Origin of the sequence: Arcobacter sp. CECT 8989 (assembly GCF_004116715.1) — a bacterium.
GTDB lineage: Bacteria > Campylobacterota > Campylobacteria > Campylobacterales > Arcobacteraceae > Halarcobacter.
This window is the reverse complement of sequence record NZ_PDKE01000139.1, coordinates 1-383: the sequence shown is the minus strand read 5'-3', so window position 1 is coordinate 383 and position 383 is coordinate 1. Positions and strand designations below refer to the sequence as shown.

1 protein-coding gene is annotated in these 383 nt (G+C 25.6%); it reads left to right on the top strand.

The window, feature by feature from the left end; genetic code table 11:
- Positions 1–383: phosphopantothenoylcysteine decarboxylase (locus CRV02_RS14735; protein WP_309109258.1), on the top strand; the 383-nt coding region annotated here is incomplete at both ends.

The window sequence follows — 383 nt, the reverse complement described above, 5'->3', positions numbered from 1 at the left end:
TTTAATAAAAGTGCAAAGTTCATTTGAAATGTACGAATCTTTAGTAAGTTCATTAGAAATTGCAAAAAAAGAGAGTAAAAAACAGAGTTTTTTATTTATGGTGGCTGCTATTAGTGATTATTTACCATCATATCCTCAAGAAGGAAAGTTAAAAAAAGATTTAATAGGAATCCAGTGGAATTTAGCGTTAAAACAAAATAGTGATATTGTAAATTATTTAGATAAAAGTGAAATAATTTCTATTGGATTTAAAGAAGAAATGGATGAATTAAGTGCAGTTGAGAATGCAACAAAAATGCTAGAAAAAAAGAATCTTGATGCAGTTTGTTTAAATATTGTAAGTGAAGAAAATAGTTTTGGAAGTGAAAATAATAGTATTGAAC